Source organism: Chryseobacterium lathyri (genome assembly GCF_019970085.1).
Classification (GTDB): domain Bacteria; phylum Bacteroidota; class Bacteroidia; order Flavobacteriales; family Weeksellaceae; genus Chryseobacterium; species Chryseobacterium lathyri.
Genome location: NZ_JAHXYG010000002.1, coordinates 791,070 through 806,970, shown reverse-complemented (window position 1 = coordinate 806,970; position 15,901 = coordinate 791,070). Strand labels below are relative to the sequence as shown.

The following is a 15,901-nucleotide window of genomic DNA, read 5'->3' as shown; positions in this document are numbered from 1 at the left end:
TTTATTTTATGGCTTATTTCATTCTTACGGGCGCGGCATTTCATGCCGCGCCCGTAAGAATGTATTTACTGTAAGATTTATTTTTTCACACATTTAGCATAATAATCTGCCAAAATAGCTTTTTCATATCCTAAGCTTACTGCTTTATCCAGGTTTTCACAGGCCTCTTTTGGTTTTGCCGTTTCAAATAGGACCAATGCTTTGGTTACATAGGAATGAGAAAATTTAGGATCTATGGAAATGGCTTTATTAGCATCTGTAAGAGCTTCTTTAGACTTTTTCATTTTGAAATAAACATCTGCCCTGCCATTATACAACAGTGATTCCGGTTTTTCAGAGATCAGCTGATTGTAATCTTTTAAGGCACCGTCCAGGTCACCATTATTTTTCTTCAGATTGGCCAGCCCCGTTTTCGCAAAAATATTATCCGGTGCAAAGCTCAGGATCTGTTTGAGATCACTCAGCGCAAGATCTTTTTTTCCCTGGCTGTCATAGATTTTGGAACGGGTAAGATAAAATTCCGGATTTTCAGCATCAATCTTAAGGCCGGTAGAGATATATTCTAATGCCTTAGCCTTATTTCCTTTCTGGCTGTTCAGTGATGCAAGATTGGCATATACTGGAGCCGATAAGGGATTGGCTTTCATTGCGGATTCGTACGATTTCAAAGCTAATGCTGTTTTTCCAAGCCTTCTTTGGGCTGTTCCCAGATTATTGTAATATTCAGACTGATATTTCTGAATCTGCTCTTTTTCCGCAAGTTTGGTATATTGCTCTTCCGCACATTTGTAATCGGCTTTTTTAAAGCATTCTTCTGCTTTAATTTTGTCCTGTGCGTAAAGTATGAATGAGGAGCATATCAATGCTGTCAGTAATAAAGATTTTTTCATGAAGGTATATTTTGCTTGTTGATGACTTTTTTGGCGAGTATTCCAAATATCACTCCCAATAAAGATCCAACAAACGCCCCCACCAAAATATCTATCGGGAAATGCACTCCTAAATATATGCGGCTGTAAGAAACTATCACAGCCCATACAAATATAGCATATGGAAACCAATTGAGCTTCTTTTTCAATAAAATACTTAAATAAGCTGCCAGGAAGAAGGTATTGGAAGCATGGGCAGAATAAAATCCATACTGCCCTCCGCACTTCACGATCCTCATATAATGTTCTAAACTGGGATCATGGCAGGGCCGAAGCCTGGCCACTCCATATTTGAAAACACTTGCCAGCTGGTCGGAAACCGTAGCTCCAAGTGCAATGAATATAAGGATAAAAACTAAGGATTTTAGCTTATAGTTCTTGTATAAAAAGTAAAGAAATATAATGTATAGCGGTACCCATATCCATGTACTGGAAATGAGCATCCAAAATTGGTCGAAAGAAGTATCGCCCAAATTATTAAGGTATAGAAAAACCTTTTTGTCTTCCTGAATGATTTCCTCCATGAATTATCTGCTTACAGGCCCTTCGTAGGTTTCGTCGTCGGCAGGCTTTAGTTTCGGAGGTTCATTAGTTGCGGAAGGTTCTGTCATGATATCTTTTTCAATGTTCTTCATCGGGTTGAAGTCCTTTGCAGCGTCTTTTACCTTCTCAATTTCGCGTTTGATCTCAGAAACAGGATTATCAGTTTCCTTCATGATCTCAGTTTTAATGTCTTCCACTGCACCACGCATCTTTCTAACGCCTGCCCCAAGGTCACGCGCTATCTGAGGAAGTTTATCCGGACCGAATAAAACAACAATCGCTACCGCGATCAGAGCCATTTCTCCAATGCTTAATTCCATTCCGTAAAATTACAAAAGATTATACATTTATTTACAGGAAACTAAAATTTTAAACAAATTTTAAGATTTCATAAGATTAAAGCTATGAAGTTCAATAATTTAAGAATCAAGTACACTTCGATTAGCTGTTGATTTTTGTTGCTGGCTGTAAATTATTTTTTGCAGGTAATAGTTTCGATTCCAAATCTAAATCCAGCATTTTTGACTCTTTGATTTTAGTTCAATATTTAAAGCTGTCATGCTTTGTAAAGCTACTGCTTATCCACTGCATCATTTTCAACACTTATCTTAATTCGGATTTAAATAATTAATCTTTTCAGACTTTGCTTTAATTACAGCTTTTTGATTAGTTTTTTATCTTTTTTCTGAAATGCATAATAAGTCATCACCACGCTTATCGCCATTAAAATAAATGCCAGGAAGAACGGTGCTCCTGAAAATTCAAATGGGGCTTCGTCGTGGGTAAAGAAGTAAAAAAGGTTAGTCATCAACGGTGGCCCTATAATAGAAGTAGCGCTCATTAAACTAGTCAATGCTCCCTGGAGCTCTCCCTGCTCGTTGGAAGGAACACTTTTCGTAATTACTGACTGTAATGCCGGTCCACAGATTCCACCCAGGCAGTAAGGAACTAAAAACGCAAACATCATCCAGCCTTCTGTAGCAAAGGCAAACAAAAGCATCCCTAATGCATACAAAGCCAATCCGTAATAAATACTTTTTTCCTCTCCTAATCTTGGAGTTGTCCAACGTATCAGAACACCCTGAACCAGACCTACTAAAAGTCCTACAACCCCTAATGAAATTCCAACCATCCTTTCCGTCCAGCTAAATTTGTACATGGTGAAAAAGCTCCAGTTACTCTGTACGGCATGGCCCGCAATATAAATTAAGATAAGGGCAAAAATCAATCCTGAAATTTCCGGATGTTTACCTAAAAATTTAAATGAACCAACAGGGTTCGCCCGTTTCCAGTCGAATTCTCTTCTTTTATCCTTATCTAAGCTTTCAGGAAGAACGAAATAACCGTAAAGGAAATTTAAAAGGCATAAACCTGCCGCTGCATAAAAAGGCACTCTGGCACCATAATGTCCCAAAACTCCTCCCAATACAGGTCCAATGATAAATCCAAGACCAAATGCGGCCCCGATAAGACCGAAATTCTTAGCCCTGTCTTCATCTGTAGAAATATCAGCAATATAAGCACTGGCGGTTGTTACACTGGCTCCTGTGATCCCGGCAATAATCCGGCCCAGGAAAAGCCACCAAATAGTGGGTGCAAGAGCAAGAAAAATATAATCTACTGCAAATCCAAAAAGGGAAATCAGGATAATAGGCCTTCTCCCGTATTTATCACTCAGGTTTCCTACCACCGGTGAAAAGATAAACTGAGTAAATGCATAGGCAAAACCAAGCCAGCCACCATATTTTGCTGCTTCACTGATGTCGGCATGGATCAGTTCCTCAATTAATTTGGGAACAACAGGAATAATAATTCCCCATCCTGTAATGTCAATCAATAAAGTAATAAATATAAAGCCGATGGCTGCTTTTTTCCTTGAGTTTTCCATAATGCTGCAAAATTAATGAAATCTGAAATATAATGATTCTAAATTGTGGATTTAAGGGAGAGTCAAGAATCAAGAGTCAAGATTTTAGATGAAAGATTTCAGACATCAGATTCCAGATTTGGGCTACGCAAATATAAATTTAAACCTTGAACTTTAATATTAAATTTTTGAAATCCAGATCTTGAAACCAAGAATGCGGTAACCCGTAATTCAAAAACTTTGAGCCCAAAATCCCTGATACTCTTACCCCCCATCCGCACAAAAAAGGCCATTTCTTTCGAAACGGCCTTTACTTATTTATTGTAGTTGATATTACTTTGAAGCAAGTACTTCTTTGGTACTTGTTGTCTTCCCGTGCACCTCATCTTCTTTTCCTTTCTTAAGGAAATCATAAGCAATAGCCGATGCAATAAAGATGGATGAATAGGTACCAAATCCGATACCTATCAACATGGCAAACATAAATCCTCTCAGGTTATCTCCACCAAAGATGAAGATCGCCAGAATCACAAGGATCGTTGTAAATGAAGTGTTGAATGTTCTACCTAATGTACTTGAGATAGAGTCATCAAATAATCCTGCCAATGTTAAAGCCTTCTTCTCTCTTAAATACTCTCTAATTCTATCGAAGATAATAACGGTATCATTAATTGAGTATCCTAATACGGTAAGGATTGCTGCAACAAAATCCTGGTTGATCTCCATGTTGAACGGCATAAATTTATGAAGCAATGAATACGCTCCCAAAATAATTACCGCATCATGGAACAAAGCTACAACAGCACCCAACGAGAATTGCCATTTTCTAAATCTTAATAAGATATAGATGAAAATACCCGCTAAAGCAGCTACTACAGCAAGAATACCGTGAGTTTGGATATCATCTGCTACCGTAGGTCCTACTTTTTCAGAAGAGATAATTCCTGCATGCTCTTTATCCGCAGATTTGAAATCACTCAATGTAGTCTTGGCAGGCAAGCTTGCCTTTAATCCTTCGTATAATTTCTGCTCTACAGTTTGATCAGCTTTTAAAGATTCATCTTCAATAAGGTAATCTGTTGAGATTTTCAACTGTCTGTCGTTTCCGAAAGTTTTAGCTTCAACAGAAGAATTTTTACCATCTTCAGTTTTGAATACTTTTACCAGGTTCTGCTCAATATCTTCAGCATTAACCGCTTTATCAAATCTTACCACATAGTTTCTACCTCCTGTAAAATCAATTCCGTATTTGAAACCGTGGATGGCAATAGATGCAATACAAACTAGAGTTAAAACACCAGAAATGATATAGGCATATTTTCTTTTTCCGATAAAATCGATCCATGTATTTCTGAATAGGTTCTTCGTTGGAGGAGTCCAGACAGAAAGATGTTTTCCTTTATTCAATCTTGTGAAGATCATTACTCTTGAAAGTAATACAGAAGTAAAGAATGTCATTAATATACCAATTCCTAAAGTCAAAGCAAATCCTTTGATAGGTCCTGTTCCGAATAAGAAAAGTACACCAGCCGTTAATAATGTCGTTAAGTGACCATCTACGATCGCACTTAGTGCATGTTTGAAACCGTCTTTGTAAGCTTCCAGGATGCTCTTTCCTGCAAATAATTCTTCTTTGGTTCTTTCGTAGATAATTACATTCGTATCGACCGCCATCGCCATCGTAAGAACGATACCCGCGATACCAGGAAGCGTTAATGTAAAATCACCGGAATCCATAATTCCGAAAATATAGAATAAGTTGATGATCATTGCAATTACAGCATACACTCCTGCACCACCGTAATAGAAAATGATATAAACAATAATAATTAAAAATGCGATAGCAAATGAAATAACCCCTGCATTAATAGATTCCTGTCCTAATGAAGGTCCTACTACTGTAGCCTGAACTACTTTTGCACCAGCCGGTAATTTACCTGCTCCCAAAACATCTACCAGTTCTTTAGCTTCTTCCTGAGAGAAGTTACCAGAGATCTGGGTTCTCCCGTTTGGAATAGCATTCACAACGTTTGGCGCAGTATATACTCTGCCATCCAATGTTACCGCTACCGGCTTACCTACATTCTTCTCAGTTAATGTTTTCCATTCTTTAGCACCTTTGGAATCCATCTGCATGTCTACTACCACTCTGCTTAGCTCATCATAGCCAATGCTTGCCGTTTCAACAGCACCGTCTACCGGAGCTTTTTGGTTGATATTACCTCTGATTGCATACAATACTAAACTTTCAGCATCTGTAGCTTCAGGTTTGTATCCCCACATAAACTGTGTATATTTAATGTTAGCCGGACGTAATGACTGACCTACTTTGCTGTTCAAAATTTTGTTTACAGCAGCAGTATCTGAAAGTTTTACGCTTGCAACACCGTTTGATCTTAATTTGTCAAGGTTTAAAAGACTCATGAAGTTGATGTTCTTCGCAACTCCCATAGAATCACCTTTTATGCCTACCATTGTAGTCAATGTCTGGAAATATGGCGCTATTTCAGGAACCTGCTGTACTTCCCAGAACTGAAGTTTTGCAGAAGTCTGAAGCATTTTCTTCACCTTGTCGATATCTTTCATACCTGGCATTTCAACAGAAATTCTTGCCGTACCCGGTACTCTCTGAACGTTTGGCTGCACCGCACCCATTTTATCGATTCTGGTTCTGATTACTTCAAAAGCAGTACCTACAGAAAGATCAATTCTTCTTTTGATGATACTTTTTACCTGATCATCAGTCGTATTGTACTTGATCTCCGATAAATTAGTATTCCCGAAAAGTTCAGGATCAGCCAGCTTAAGGTTCGTTCCTTTTGCTTTGTTGATCGCTTCAAACTGATCGAAGAAATTATCGATATAAGATTTTGTAGAATTCTTCTGAACTTCATCCGTCTTGTTTAAAGCCTCGATAAGAACAGGATTGGTAGAATAATTGGTTAAATCATTTACCAAATCTCTTTGGTTGATTTCCAAAAGAACGTTGATCCCTCCTTTCAAGTCAAGACCAAGTTTCATTTCCTTGTCTTTGGCTTTAGTGTAATAAAGTTTTGTGAATCCCAGGTTCAAAGTATCTTTAGAAAGTCTTGTAATTTCTTTCTGATACTTTTCCGGATTGTCTCCTGCAACAGCAGTCGCCTGCCTTTCAATTTTGCTGGCGTACCAAGTTGGTAATAGCTCATTTAAGCAAATTAACCCTAGTACAATAGCAACAATTGTAATAAGTCCTTTTCCTTGCATTTTGTTATAACTACGTTAAATTAAGTCGGCAAATATAATGATTTTATTATTATTTTATGAATTTTTTAACAACAGAAACGGTTTATTTTCAGATATATCGGGGTTTTAACTTCTATTTAAGATTTAATAATTTTTCCTCCTTATCGTAATGAAATTTTCAAATTCCGATTGGTATAAAATTTTCATTCATTTATCAATACACTAAATATCAAAATATTATGAAAAAACTATTTTTTACCCTAGGCGTTTTTTCTTCCTTAATCGTTAATTCTCAAAGCATTAATTTAGTAGAATTTGCGTCCGGGCTTACCAGTCCAGTTGAAATTACGAACGCCAATGACACCCGTCTCTTCGTCGTACAGCAGAACGGAATCATTAAGATCATTCAGCCCAACGGAACGATTAACAGTGCCGATTTTATGAATATCAGCTCCAAAGTTCTTTACGGAGGGGAAAGAGGCCTTCTTGGTCTTGCCTTTCATCCTCAGTATTCAACCAACGGGTATTTCTTTGTGTATTACAACAATACCGCCGGAAATATCATTGTAGCAAGATATTCTGTAAGCTCTGCTAATCCTGACGTTGCAGATCCAGCTTCTGAAAAGATCCTTCTGAATATTCCAAAACCGTTTGACAATCATAACGGCGGAAGTATTCATTTCGGTCCTGACGGAAATCTTTGGATCGTTACGGGAGATGGGGGAAGCGGCGGAGACCCCAACAATAATGCTCAAAACATCAATTCACTTCTGGGAAAAATGTTAAGAATCGATGTGAATGCTACAGGGCCGTATAATATTCCATCCGGAAACCCTTTTGCAGGAAATTTAGTAACCGGAGCCGACGAAATCTGGTCATATGGACTTAGAAATGCATGGAAATTTTCATTTGACACAAATACAGGGAATGTAATCATTGCTGATGTAGGCCAGGGAGCCATTGAAGAGATCAACAGGATGCCTGCTACCCAAGCTGGAATCAATTACGGATGGCGATGTTATGAAGGCAATAATGCTTACAATACAGCAGGATGTGCCCCTATGTCCACGATGACATTTCCGGTTGCCGTTTATGATCATTCCGGAGGGAAATGCTCTATAACCGGTGGGTATATTTATAGAGGAAGCCAGTATCCTGCCCTTCAGGGAAAATACTTCTTTGCAGATTACTGTTCTGAACAGATCGGAATCATGAACCCGGATAATTCTCTTGTGTGGAATTCTCCAAGTTCAGGGAACAATTTTTCTACTTTCGGGCAGAACTCTCAGAAAGAATTGTTTGTGGCAGCGGTAAACAGCGGAAAAATATTTAAAATCACAACAGGCGCGCTGGCAACAGACGAGACAGACCGCTCAAATTCTTTGTATATTCATCCCAATCCCGCTTCTGAAAAAGTGTTCATTGAAGGTCTGGAAGACCTGAACAGCACTGCAGATCTTTTCAGTACAGAAGGAAAAATAGTTCTGGAAAAAGCAAAAATTGAAAACGACGGCAGCGTAGACATTACAGGAATTCCTGCCGGAGTTTATTACCTGATCATCAAATCGGGAGATGTGAAATCTTACAGCCAGAAACTTATTATTAAATGACAGAAATTTTACTTCAATAAAAAAGCGGTTCCGATGGAACCGCTTTTGTTTTATATCGTCATAGAGAAAATTCTTGTTTCCGGTTTATTCCTCATCATCCTGAGATCAAAAACCATGGCAACATTTCTCGTAAATGCTCTTCCTTTTTCTGTGATCCTGATTTGATTGTCGTAAATCTCCACCAATTCATCTTTTTCCATTTCTTTCAGCATTTCAAATGCATTTTCCAATTCCGGGAAAGAATTCTTATCAGTAAAGGTTGTTTCAAGCTGACACATCAGATTCAGAATATGTCTTCTTACGGTAAGATCTTCATCATCAAGAATGTGACCTTTTACCACAGGAATTTTACCTTCTTCAATAATCTTCTGGTACTCTTCCACCGTTTTTACATTCTGGGCAAAAGCATACCAGGAATCTGAAATGGCAGACATTCCAAGACCTACCATCAGTTGGGTATTGCTTGAAGTATAGCCCATAAAGTTCCTGTGAAGCTTTTTATGAATCAGGGATTGGTACAGGTCATCATGCTCAAGAGAAAAATGATCCATTCCCACTTCTATATATCCTAAATTTTCAAGCAGTCTTTTACCGTCTTCATATAAACGGCGTTTTTCTTCACCGCTAGGTAAATCGTTTTCATCAAAACCTCTCTGTCCTACCCCTTTTACCCACGGAACGTGTGCATAGGAATAAAAAGCAAGCCTGTCCGGCTTCAGTTCCATTGTTTTTCTGATGGTATTCTCCATGGCATCCCAGCTCTGGTGCGGAAGTCCGAAAACCAAATCATGGCTGATTCCTCTGTAACCAATTTCCTTAGCCCACTCCGTTACATTTTTGACATTTTCAAAGGATTGTATTCTGTTGATTGCCTTTTGAACTTTAGGGTCATAATCCTGAACGCCAAAACTTACCCTCCTGAAGCCAAGATCATATAAAGTCTGAAGGTGATCCCTTGTTGTATTATTCGGATGCCCTTCAAAAGAAAACTCAGGGTGTTCTGCTATTTCTACAGTTTCAAAGATACCTTCCAATAAGGTTTTTAAATTTTTTGGCGAAAAAAATGTAGGGGTCCCGCCTCCAAGGTGAAGTTCTTTAAGCTTGGGTCTTTCTTCAAAAAGTTCCAGATAAAGCTTCCATTCCTTCAAAACACTTTCCAAGTATGGAATTTCAACACTGTGTTGTTTTGTGATACGCTTGTGGCAGGCACAGAACGTACACAATGCTTCGCAGAAAGGCAGGTGAATATAAATAGAAATTCCCTCTTCTGCATTACTCTCATGAAATGACCTTATCACGGTCTCCCTCCACTTTTCAGGAGAAAATGTAGATTCGTCCCAATAAGGAACAGTGGGATATGATGTGTAGCGTGGTCCGGGAATATTATACTTATCTATTAAAGAATTCATTTCAAAATTTAAAATATTATCGAATCATGAAATTTAACATAAAATAAATTTCATCCTGCAAAATTAACCATTACGAATGAATTTTAAACCATGAAATATATTAGGCTGTATTTTATAATGAGTCTAAATATGATCGCTACTGGAATTCTTCAAATAATGATAAATTCTATCCCTAAGATTTAAAATTTTAATTTCATGACTGAGATTCTGTCTTTTCCTGCAAAAACAACGGTATTGCCCTCTAGCCAACTGCAGACAAAAAATCCTTTCTCATCAGAAATTTTTTTCCATGTTTTTCCGAAATCAGAAGAATAACTGATGTGCTTATCGCCTACAGCAATGATTTCTTTTCCTTTTGATCCCGGTTTAATTTTCACACAGGTCGTGTAGCCGGCATTCTTTCCGGAAGACTGTACCTGCCAGGTTTCCCCGCCGTCATGGGTGGTGGCAATATTATTGATATTTGCGTCCTGTTTGGTATAATCTCCGCCTACTGCAATCCCGAATCGGTTATCATAAAAATCTATTGAATACATTCCCTGCGAAGATTCTCCCTGGATAAAAGGAGTTTCGAAAACCTGGATACTTTCTTTTTTCAAATCCATTCTTAAGATTCTTGATGCTTTTCCGCCAGTTGCAATCCACAGATACTTTTTTGTTGAAGCGATATTGGTATTGCTTGCTGCAAAAGCCGCTTCACCGCTGTTCAGTTTTATATCACTTTTGAACATTCTCCATTTTCCATTACTGTAAACAGCCAGTTTCAGTAGATTATCCTTATCTGCATCACTGAAAGTATAAGCCAGCTGATGATTCACGAAATGCAGAGCATCATAAAAAGCAGTTTTCACAGTATCAGTAAAGATAATTTCTGACTTCAGATCTTTTTTATCAATCTTAAAAAAATAGGCAGGACTTTCAATATTAATAGCATAAAAAGAACTCTTATCCTGTGCCAGCGTTCTAAACTGAAGCTTTTTATCCGATAGCCCCAGCTGTTTTTGGTCTTTGTTATTTTTAAGATCAACAAAGCCAAACTTTGAATCTGTTCCGGTATACCAGACTTTGTTATCATAAACTTCAAGAGCTCTTATGCTTATCTTGTCATTTAAAATAGTGGTAAAGCTTTCTATTTGCTGGGAAAACATAAATATCCCCAAGCATACCAATAAAATGGAAAAAGTTTTTTTCATAGAGACAAAAATAAAAAATCCACAGAATTCTGTGGATTTTAAGTTGATATTTTTTATAAATCTATATCAGGTTTTTCTAAAGGCTCCTGTTCTGCTTTAAAAGTTTCTCCAAAACCTCCGTTCTGAAGCTTGGAATGCTTTTTACTGTACAGGAAGTACACAAAGAATCCGATGATCAGCCATGCAAAAGAATACATCTGCGCTTCTTTGCTCAGGTTAAAGATCAGATAAACATTGATCGCGATACCTAAACAGGCAATAAGAGGTAAAGCCGGAACTTTAAAGTTTCTCTGTAAATTAGGCTCTTTCACTCTTAACACCCAAACTGCTACACATACCATTGTAAACGCGAACAAGGTTCCGAAACTGGTCATATGGGCAAGATCATTAATCGGGGTAAGAGAGGCAATAATAGCAATTACCACTCCTAAAATAAGAAGGTTTTTTGTAGGTACTCCAGTTTTAGGGTTTACTTTTGAAAAAGTAGCCGGGATCAATCCGTCTTTAGACATTCCAAGGAAAATTCTTGACTGTCCCATGATCATTACCATCAGTACAGAGATCAATCCTATTGTAGCAGCAATGGTAATAATGTAACCAGCCCATGCATATCCGGCAATATCAAATGCATATGCTACAGGTGCTTTGATCGCATCCGGATATTTACCCAACGGGTTAAAGTCTGTATAATGCATCATTCCTGTTAACACCAAAGAAACAAGGATATATAAAAGCGTACAGATGATCAACGAAGCGATGATTGCAAACGGTACGTCTTTTTTAGGGTTAATAGCTTCTCCCGCCTGTGTGGAAACGGCATCGAAACCTACATATGCAAAGAAAATAGCTGATGCTCCCGCAACCACACCTGCCAGACCGTAAGCGGAATGCGAGACTCCATTTTCGGTAATAGTGGTTGGATCAGGAATAAAAGGAACCCAGTTTTTAAAAGGTTCAGCTGAATTTAAAATAATAAATGCTCCTGCAACGATTACAAAAATAATGGCAGAAACTTTAAGTATTACAATAAAGTTATTGGCTTTAGCAGCACCTTTTGTTCCTCTTACCAGAATAGAAATCACAAAGAAAACAATTAAAAATGCGGGCAAATTCATAGAAAATCCGGAGTTTCCTGCTGCAATATAGGTTTGCGGATCTGAGGTAAGATAAGCAGGAAGATGCAGCCCGAACATTTTGAGAAGTTTGGCAAAATATCCTGACCAGGATACGGCGACCGTCATAGATCCCATAGCGTATTCAAGTATCAGCCCCCATCCTATGATCCATGCAAAAATTTCTCCTACTGTACCATAAGCATAAGCATAAGCTGAACCTTCTACGGGAAGTATGGAAGCAAATTCTGCATAACAAAGTGCTGCAAATACGCAGGCGATCCCTGCAATTACGAATGAAAGTGCCAGTGCAGGCCCTGCATTATAATACGCACCTGTTCCTGTAAGTACAAAAATTCCTCCTCCAATGATTGCTCCGATTCCGATAGCAGTAAGGCTCCATTTTCCCAGAACGCGTTTCAGCTGACTCTTTTTGATATCAGCTTCATAAGCGCTCATTGGCTTCTTAACCCAAATTTTAGACATGTTTTTTTATTTAATTAAAGATTTACGAAAATATAAAAAAATTACAAACCTTAACGTTTATTAATAAACTTTCGTAATTTATTTTAAATAAAAATATTTAAAAAACTGATTTACACATTATTTAATTTATTTTCAAAAGTGCTAATTTTTGCTTATTTTTGATCGCATGAATTTATATGATCTTTTTGTAAAGCCGTATGAAAACTACAGTGGTCTACAAATTCTGCTGGAAGCCACCGGTACATTTTTCGGAATTTTGAGCGTCTATTTTTCAATAAAAAAGAATATCTGGGTATACCCTACCGGCATTATTTCTACGCTGATATACGTTTATATTCTGTTTAATTTTGGTCTTCTGGGAGATTGCATGATTAATGTGTATTATACCGCAATGAGTATTTACGGCTGGATTCTTTGGTCGAAAAATTCTGAAGACCATATTCATGTAGAGGTAAGCTGGGCAACAAAAAAAGAGAGATTATTCGCAGGAGTGCTTTTTGTATTAAGCATGGCACTGGTTACCCTTATTTATTATTACAAACCTTATATTGACAATCAATTTTCTATGGAGGGTACTCATTTAGGATTGTATCATCTGGATTGGGCGAATTGGCTGGATGTGATCACCACCTCTATATTTTTAGTAGGTATGTGGTTCATGGCCAGACAACGCATTGAGAACTGGATTTTCTGGATCATCGGAGATTTTATTTGTATCCCTATGATGATTTTTAAGGAACTCGGTATCACTTCGGTTCAATATTTGGTATTTACTATAATGGCTATCTTAGGATACCTTAATTGGAAAAAAAGTTTAAAAGAAAAAAGTACAATAAAGTCATGAAAAATTTATTTAAAATAGCATTCAGTATCGTAGCTATAAGCAGTTTAACATCGTGTTTGGCGTATAGTGACGGATATGCAAACAATGGCGGATACGGAGATCCGTATTATAATAACGGATATTACTATGCACCTTCCGGATATTACGGAAACGGCGGTTATTATGGAAATGACGGCTATTATTACAGAAACGATGTCAATTATTATTATGATAACGGTGTTCCTTATTATTACTATAATTCAGGGGACAGCAGAAGAAAAGTATACGTTGAAAGAAGAACTACGGTAACTTCACAGAGACCAAATAACGGATTCCAGAATACCCGTACTAATACTAACAACGGAGGTAATTATAATAATAACGGTTTCAATAACAACAGAGGAACCAGCACAAGAAATAACAGCAGTAATAACGGATTCAGAAATTCGAATAACAGCAATTCTAATAACAACCAGAGACCGCAGAGCAACCAAAATAACGGAGGCTTTAGAAATTCAGGCGGAAATTCTCAGAACAATCAGAGAAGCCAGAATAGCCAAAGCAGTGGTGGGTTCAGAAATACACAACAGTACAACCAGAACCAGAACAGTACCAGAACAGAGTCTTCCGGTGGGTTCAGAGGAAGTACAAGCACCCAGGGTAACACTCAGCAAAGCAGCGGTTCTACGAGACAGCAGTCAAGCGGAGGTGGATTTAGATAAAACGATTATAAATAAGAAAACGGACAGCTAACACTGTTCGTTTTTCATTTTAAATATATTAATTTTGCTCGTTAATTTTAGACTAAAAATATGGAATTTTATAAATATCAAGGGACTGGAAATGATTTTGTCATGATTGATAACCGGGATCTGCAGTTCCCTAAAGAGAAAGATCTTATTGAAAAACTATGTGACAGACGTTTCGGAATTGGTGGCGATGGGCTTATCCTCCTGGAAAATGATGATGCCTATGATTTCAAAATGGTCTATTATAATTCTGACGGTGGCGAGAGCACCATGTGTGGAAATGGCGGAAGATGCCTGGTAGCATTTGCTTTCTTTCTGGATATTTTTGAAGATAAATGTAAATTCATTGCAACAGATGGTGAACATGAAGCAGAGATCCATAACGGTATCATTAAATTAAAGATGATTGATGTGGATACCATCTCCGGCGATGGTGAAGACACTGTGATGAATACAGGGTCGCCTCATTATGTAAAATATGTAGAAGATCTGGTGAATTACAATGTTTTTGCAGAAGGCCACGGCATCAGAAATTCGGAAAATTATAAGGAAAAAGGCATCAATGTGAATTTTGTAGAAAAAATTACTGATGATGAAATTTTCGTAAGAACCTATGAACGAGGCGTTGAGGACGAAACTTACAGCTGCGGAACAGGAGTTACAGCTTCTGCTTTAACTTTTCTGCAAAAAAACAATCTAATTTCCGTAAAAGTTAAAACTTTAGGAGGAAATCTTAAGGTTCATGCTGAAAAAAACGGAAATTCATTCCAAAACATTTGGCTTGAAGGTCCCGCAAAGCAAGTTTTTAGAGGTAAAATAGATCTTATTTAAAAACTAAACTTTTTAATCAAATTTTTAATAATGAAAAAAACTGTTCTCATTATCGCTCTCATTATTGTAGGAGCGGCAGGATTTTTTGGTTTGAGATTTTATAATAAATATTATGGAAACAACGTAGAGAAAGACGGATATGTTCTGATTCCCCATAAAGCGGATTTCAAGCAGATTCTTGATTCTGTGGGTCCATATGTAAAAGATAAGGAAGCTTTTGAAGCGGTTGCCAGGGATAAAGATCTTGATAAGTTTTTTAAACCGGGGCGCTATCATTTCCAGTCAGGAGCAGGAAATACCAACCTTGTGAACATGATTAAAGCAGGAAATCAGTCTGAAAACAGCTTCAGAATCGGTGATTTTGGAGATATGTACCAGATGATAGGAAAGGTTACAAAAAAAACGGAGCTGGACTCTTTACATTTTGTAAACAACCTGGATAAAGTAGCAGCAGAAAAGGGGTACAAAAATGCAGAAGATTTAAAAAAATATTTTTTCATTGATACCTATAATTTTTTCTGGACGGTAAGCCCGAGAGAATTTTTCAAAAAGTTTGATGAACAGTACAATGAATTCTGGACAGCTGAAAGAAAAAACAAGGAACAGCAATCCGGCCTGACGAGAGATCAGATCTATGCGCTGGCCTCTATCGTTTATAAAGAATCAGGCGGGAAAAAGGATGAAATGAAAACGATTGCAGGATTATATCTGAACCGCTATAGAAAAGGAATGAAGCTACAGTCTGATCCTACGGTGATCTATGCAATTAACAAACAGACCAATTTTAAAGATCCGATCAAAAGAGTACTTTATAAACATTTGTCTACGCCATCACCATACAATACCTATGCAAATGCAGGAATTCCTCCAGGGCCTATCTGCGTAGTAGATAAAAGCTCTGTAGATGCGGTTTTGAATGCAGAAAACAACAATTATATATTTATGTGTGCTGACCCTGCAAGATTTGGCTATCATAAATTTACAGCAAGCGCTGAAGAGCATGCCATCAATGCGAAAGCTTATCAGGACTGGCTGAATTCAAAAAATATAAAATAAAAGATAAATTTAACTTTTATTAACAATATGATAATTAACTTTTAACACTTCTATACGACTTATACATCTAT

General features: G+C 37.5%; 13 protein-coding genes. 5 read left to right on the top strand and 8 right to left on the bottom strand.

Annotated elements, in window-relative coordinates:
• Nucleotides 1–77 precede the first annotated feature (77 nt).
• The 5 genes from LC418_RS08985 to secD form a co-directional block, all read right to left on the bottom strand.
• On the bottom strand, nucleotides 78–890 hold the full coding sequence (locus tag LC418_RS08985) for a tetratricopeptide repeat protein (protein ID WP_223558818.1): 813 nt from the start codon (nucleotides 888–890) through the stop codon (nucleotides 78–80).
• Nucleotides 887–1,453: a phosphatase PAP2 family protein gene (locus LC418_RS08980; RefSeq protein ID WP_111957605.1), complete on the bottom strand. Its 567-nt coding sequence runs from the start codon at nucleotides 1,451–1,453 to the stop codon at nucleotides 887–889. Before LC418_RS08980 ends, LC418_RS08985 begins: the two co-directional genes overlap by 4 nt.
• Nucleotides 1,454–1,456: 3 nt before the next feature.
• Nucleotides 1,457–1,792 carry a Sec-independent protein translocase subunit TatA/TatB gene (locus LC418_RS08975; protein WP_111957607.1) on the bottom strand — a complete coding sequence of 112 codons (336 nt, stop codon included), beginning with the start codon at nucleotides 1,790–1,792 and terminating at the stop codon, nucleotides 1,457–1,459.
• Nucleotides 1,793–2,124: 332 nt separating this feature from the next.
• Complete coding sequence (locus tag LC418_RS08970) at nucleotides 2,125–3,360, bottom strand: TCR/Tet family MFS transporter (protein WP_111957609.1); 1,236 nt, start codon at nucleotides 3,358–3,360, stop codon at nucleotides 2,125–2,127.
• 312 nt (nucleotides 3,361–3,672) lie between these two features.
• Complete coding sequence (gene secD / locus LC418_RS08965; RefSeq protein ID WP_111957611.1) at nucleotides 3,673–6,582, bottom strand: protein translocase subunit SecD; 2,910 nt, start codon at nucleotides 6,580–6,582, stop codon at nucleotides 3,673–3,675.
• 218 nt (nucleotides 6,583–6,800) lie between these two features.
• Between secD and LC418_RS08960 the strand changes: the two genes are divergently transcribed.
• Nucleotides 6,801–8,171: a PQQ-dependent sugar dehydrogenase gene (locus LC418_RS08960; RefSeq protein WP_223558817.1), complete on the top strand. Its 1,371-nt coding sequence runs from the start codon at nucleotides 6,801–6,803 to the stop codon at nucleotides 8,169–8,171.
• Nucleotides 8,172–8,221: 50 nt separating this feature from the next.
• Here the strand turns inward: LC418_RS08960 and hemN are convergent, their stop codons facing one another.
• The 3 genes from hemN to LC418_RS08945 all read right to left on the bottom strand — a co-directional run bounded on the left by hemN (nucleotide 8,222) and on the right by LC418_RS08945 (nucleotide 12,371).
• Complete coding sequence (gene hemN, locus LC418_RS08955; RefSeq protein ID WP_223558816.1) at nucleotides 8,222–9,580, bottom strand: oxygen-independent coproporphyrinogen III oxidase; 1,359 nt, start codon at nucleotides 9,578–9,580, stop codon at nucleotides 8,222–8,224.
• 179 nt (nucleotides 9,581–9,759) lie between these two features.
• On the bottom strand, nucleotides 9,760–10,773 hold the full coding sequence (locus tag LC418_RS08950) for a WD40/YVTN/BNR-like repeat-containing protein (RefSeq protein WP_223558815.1): 1,014 nt from the start codon (nucleotides 10,771–10,773) through the stop codon (nucleotides 9,760–9,762).
• Between the two features lie 53 nt (nucleotides 10,774–10,826).
• Nucleotides 10,827–12,371, bottom strand: a complete 1,545-nt coding sequence (locus LC418_RS08945; protein WP_111957619.1) for an APC family permease — start codon at nucleotides 12,369–12,371, stop codon at nucleotides 10,827–10,829.
• Between the two features lie 166 nt (nucleotides 12,372–12,537).
• Between LC418_RS08945 and pnuC the strand changes: the two genes are divergently transcribed.
• The 4 genes from pnuC to mltG all read left to right on the top strand — a co-directional run bounded on the left by pnuC (nucleotide 12,538) and on the right by mltG (nucleotide 15,830).
• On the top strand, nucleotides 12,538–13,215 hold the full coding sequence (pnuC, locus tag LC418_RS08940; RefSeq protein ID WP_111957621.1) for a nicotinamide riboside transporter PnuC: 678 nt from the start codon (nucleotides 12,538–12,540) through the stop codon (nucleotides 13,213–13,215).
• Complete coding sequence (locus LC418_RS08935) at nucleotides 13,212–13,916, top strand: hypothetical protein (protein ID WP_111957908.1); 705 nt, start codon at nucleotides 13,212–13,214, stop codon at nucleotides 13,914–13,916. Before pnuC ends, LC418_RS08935 begins: the two co-directional genes overlap by 4 nt.
• A gap of 90 nt (nucleotides 13,917–14,006) precedes the next feature.
• Complete coding sequence (gene dapF, locus LC418_RS08930) at nucleotides 14,007–14,774, top strand: diaminopimelate epimerase (RefSeq protein WP_223558814.1); 768 nt, start codon at nucleotides 14,007–14,009, stop codon at nucleotides 14,772–14,774.
• A gap of 30 nt (nucleotides 14,775–14,804) precedes the next feature.
• Nucleotides 14,805–15,830 carry an endolytic transglycosylase MltG gene (gene mltG / locus LC418_RS08925; protein WP_223558813.1) on the top strand — a complete coding sequence of 342 codons (1,026 nt, stop codon included), beginning with the start codon at nucleotides 14,805–14,807 and terminating at the stop codon, nucleotides 15,828–15,830.
• Nucleotides 15,831–15,901 lie beyond the last annotated feature (71 nt).

Coding starts and splice junctions, on each gene's coding strand:
- mltG (WP_223558813.1), top strand. CDS start 14,805: ATGAAAAAAACTGTTCTCATTATCGCTCTCATTATTGTAGGAGCGGCA.
- hemN (WP_223558816.1), bottom strand. CDS start 9,580: ATGAATTCTTTAATAGATAAGTATAATATTCCCGGACCACGCTACACA.
- LC418_RS08985 (WP_223558818.1), bottom strand. CDS start 890: ATGAAAAAATCTTTATTACTGACAGCATTGATATGCTCCTCATTCATA.
- LC418_RS08970 (WP_111957609.1), bottom strand. CDS start 3,360: ATGGAAAACTCAAGGAAAAAAGCAGCCATCGGCTTTATATTTATTACT.
- LC418_RS08975 (WP_111957607.1), bottom strand. CDS start 1,792: ATGGAATTAAGCATTGGAGAAATGGCTCTGATCGCGGTAGCGATTGTT.
- LC418_RS08950 (WP_223558815.1), bottom strand. CDS start 10,773: ATGAAAAAAACTTTTTCCATTTTATTGGTATGCTTGGGGATATTTATG.
- pnuC (WP_111957621.1), top strand. CDS start 12,538: ATGAATTTATATGATCTTTTTGTAAAGCCGTATGAAAACTACAGTGGT.
- LC418_RS08980 (WP_111957605.1), bottom strand. CDS start 1,453: ATGGAGGAAATCATTCAGGAAGACAAAAAGGTTTTTCTATACCTTAAT.
- LC418_RS08945 (WP_111957619.1), bottom strand. CDS start 12,371: ATGTCTAAAATTTGGGTTAAGAAGCCAATGAGCGCTTATGAAGCTGAT.
- LC418_RS08960 (WP_223558817.1), top strand. CDS start 6,801: ATGAAAAAACTATTTTTTACCCTAGGCGTTTTTTCTTCCTTAATCGTT.
- LC418_RS08935 (WP_111957908.1), top strand. CDS start 13,212: ATGAAAAATTTATTTAAAATAGCATTCAGTATCGTAGCTATAAGCAGT.
- dapF (WP_223558814.1), top strand. CDS start 14,007: ATGGAATTTTATAAATATCAAGGGACTGGAAATGATTTTGTCATGATT.
- secD (WP_111957611.1), bottom strand. CDS start 6,582: ATGCAAGGAAAAGGACTTATTACAATTGTTGCTATTGTACTAGGGTTA.